Genomic DNA, 2,716 nt, shown 5'->3' on the forward strand with positions numbered 1-2,716 from the left:
ATCGAGGACAAGAAAGGGCAGGAAGAAATCTATGTTCATGCCGAAAAGGACGTGAATGTCTACGTCAAGAACGACTGGAAGGAGCACATCCTCCACGATCAGCATCGTACGGTGGATAACTTTTCCTATTCACTGGTGAAGGGCGAAGATCAGCAGACGGTGGAACTAAATCGCAAGATCGAGCTTCTGTCCGACGATCATCTGACGGTCAGAGGCAGCAGCCACAGGCGCTTTGGCGACAAATGGCTCCTTGATGCCGGAAACGAGATTCACGCCCAGGCAGGCCGTAAAACCGTGATCGAGGCGGACGCTGAACTGACCATCAAGGCGGGTGGCGGCTTTATCAGAATCGACCCGTCGGGCGTGTACGTCGGCGGAACGAAGGTGAAGATCAATTCCGGCGGGAGTCCGGGCTTGGGAACGGGCGCTAGGCCGCTGCCGCCGGCGGACAGCAAAATGGTCGAAAATGGTACGGTGCCGAAAAACCAGACTGAGACGCTGCGCAAGGCTGGAGACAATGCATTTTGTCAAATTTGTGAGGTAAACAAGCATTCAGTCAAGCACTGTTTGTATAACAACGAAAATTTCCACGATGAAAATGAATTAACACGCCAAGAATATTATTATGAAATAAATGAAGAATATAAAATTTCTAAACTTGCAAACATAATGACTGAAGGATCTGGACTATTGCATCCTGGAGGGTCATTTTCATTGTCAGGTATAATCAGAATTGAATCAAAATATCCAGCAAGACTATTTATTTCAAGTGAAGGATACACTGCTATTGAAAATATAGCTGACTCTGTAAATTTTTGGGCAAAAGCGCGAATTGAAAAAAATGGTGTTATTATTGAAGAGAAATCTCTTAAGCTCAATGCAGATGGTTATATCAGGTCGTTACCTCACAGGTCTCACATCATCGGTGAAGCAATATTCATCCTTCCAAAACCAAAAGATGGGATAGCGCTGAATTTGATATTAACTGGATCTTATTTTGCGAAAATAGGTGAAAGTACTAGCGTTCCATCAATGTTTGTTTCTGGTATTCAGCATGTTAAAGCTGAAAAGTCATTTGAAATAAAGCTCATGAGATAGGGACGCGATGAATATAATAATATTATGTATTATAACGTATTTTATCTTATTATTTCCAGTATATGCAGATGATGAAGTTTTTCGAAAGGCCCATGAGGTTTTGATTTCAACAGGAAGTGAAACAAAAAATATTGGCAAGGCAATAGAGATATTGTCTGATGGCCTGTCGAAAAATCCATGTGATAGTAATCTGCTCAGACTGCGCGCGCAGCTATACACAGAAAGAGGAAATTTAGAAAATGCTTATTCTGATGTTAAAAAGCTGATGCAAATTAAGCCAGAATCAAGCATGTATAAATACTGGGAATGTATAATAAATGAAGCAATTAACAGCCCTATGAATGTTAATACTCAATGTTATGAAAAAGTATCCGAGTTAGCTGCCGCAGAGCTTGGAAACAAAAAAAATACAGATTTTGGTTATATATGCGCTCTGTTGCTTGCAGAAAATCCACAAGGTATAGTGCTTTCTAGAAATTTATTGCAAAAATTAACAAATTCGACAGTCGATATATATATCCGAGAAACCCTCGAGAATTTTGACAGAAAAAAATTCTTGCCACACTACAATCCAATATCAAAATAGCGAATTTGCTAAAAACCAATTAATGAATTGTATGAATTGTTTTATACATTGTAAAATTGCTGTGCGGATGGTCCATATTTAAATATAAATATTTTTTTGATTTTTAATTTATGAACGCATGATTCGACAGTGACATTGTAACTATATATGAAAAATATAAGTATTTTCCTTTGTTGTACTTTCTATTTTATAATATGTGCGAAAAGAAATTGCATGCTTTTATTTATGTTAAAATCAATGCTGTCTCTGTCTTTCTGTGTCCGTTTGAGGAAGATGATAAATTTAGGATAATATTATTCATCAGTGAGTAAAATTATTCGTAAAATGACAGGATTCAAGATTCAATGTCTGGTCCCAGATTCTCCGTTTTTCAAAAGAGCAATCGCGTGGCGGGATTCCAGGCCATTACGTGCAATTCCTTAACATCTTTTAATAAAACTACACCTTCTCCCCAATGTGCGACGCGGAAATCGCTGGCAAACTGGTACGAAAATGCCTGCCATTTCCCGACACATAAGGAGAAGCCATGCCGCATCCGTCAGCAAACAGCCCGTGGTTCACATTCGACACTCCCGCCCATTCCGACCTGCGTGTCTACGCCTTTTCCGGCACCGAAGAAGTCCACAAGCCCTACGAATTTGAAATCGAACTGATCCATGAATCGGCGAGCATTGATTTCGCCGAACTTCTGGGCCGGCCCGCCTGCCTTGGCATCGCCGACAAAAGCGGCGGCGTGCGTCATGTCAGCGGCGTCATCCGCAGTTTCACGCAACTGCACACCGCCAATGTCCATACCCATTATCGCGCCGTTCTGGTCCCGCGCCTGTGGTTTCTGGGGCTGGTCACGGACCACCGCATCTTCCAGAACATGAGCGTGCCCCGAATCATCGAGCAGATTCTGAAAGAACAAAATTTCACCGGCGATTCCTACGCCTTTAAGTGCTTCTTCGACTACGCGCCGCGCGAATACTGCGTGCAATACGGCGAGACGGCCCTGCATTTCATCTCCCGCCTGTGCGAGGAGGAAGGCAT

3 protein-coding genes are annotated in these 2,716 nt (G+C 42.5%); all 3 read left to right on the plus strand.

Annotated features, from left to right (window positions below):
* A partial coding sequence (locus BMZ40_RS18955; protein ID WP_425429377.1) for a bacteriophage T4 gp5 trimerisation domain-containing protein occupies positions 1-1,098 on the plus strand: 1,098 nt, incomplete at its 5' end.
* A gap of 7 nt (positions 1,099-1,105) precedes the next feature.
* Positions 1,106-1,684 (plus strand): tetratricopeptide repeat protein, encoded by a 579-nt coding sequence (locus tag BMZ40_RS19410; RefSeq protein WP_143075706.1) that lies wholly within the window; start codon positions 1,106-1,108, stop codon positions 1,682-1,684.
* Between the two features lie 526 nt (positions 1,685-2,210).
* A partial coding sequence (locus tag BMZ40_RS18960) for a type VI secretion system Vgr family protein (RefSeq protein ID WP_143075707.1) occupies positions 2,211-2,716 on the plus strand: 506 nt, incomplete at its 3' end.

Source organism: Desulfomicrobium apsheronum (assembly GCF_900114115.1).
In the GTDB taxonomy this organism is placed as follows: domain Bacteria; phylum Desulfobacterota; class Desulfovibrionia; order Desulfovibrionales; family Desulfomicrobiaceae; genus Desulfomicrobium; species Desulfomicrobium apsheronum.